This is a genomic window from Psychrobacter sp. W2-37-MNA-CIBAN-0211 (assembly GCF_040309405.1).
GTDB classification, from domain to species: Bacteria; Pseudomonadota; Gammaproteobacteria; order Pseudomonadales; family Moraxellaceae; genus Psychrobacter; species Psychrobacter glaciei.
On sequence record NZ_JBEOOU010000047.1, the window covers coordinates 1 to 442 of the forward strand.

The following is a 442-nucleotide window of genomic DNA, read 5'->3' on the forward strand; positions in this document are numbered from 1 at the left end:
GGTTAATACTGCAACACGTATTACCGAAGGGATTAAGGCGAGTGCGTGACTATGGATTACTCAGAGGTAACGCCAAAAAGCTCAGGCTACAAATACAGCTTATGCTGGCAGTTGCAGGGGCAACGTTTCCAATCATTCCTGAGATAAAGCGCAGATTAGCAACCCGCAGTTGCCCCTGTTGCCAGCAACCAATGCGCTTTATGGGCGTAGTGGCACGACCGACAAACTTAATGACCTCAACCTAATGTTGAAAATAATAAGAATAATGGTTTAACTGAATACCGTGGAGGATTAATTTAACGCACTGAAATTAATAGAGTTAAATAATTAGCAGAGGGGCTAAGGGTACTTGCTGACTACAAAAAACTAGCACGATAACCATCACATCAAACAGCGCGTTTTCTCGAGCTGTTATTTACATAATAAAGAGTCACTCTCGGTG

The 442-nt window shown here is 42.8% G+C and carries 1 pseudogene; it reads left to right on the forward strand.

What is annotated here, in order from left to right:
* Window positions 1-245, forward strand: a pseudogene (locus AAEY72_RS14220) (IS91 family transposase); the annotation flags it as partial.
* Between the last annotated feature and the right edge of the window lie 197 nt (window positions 246-442).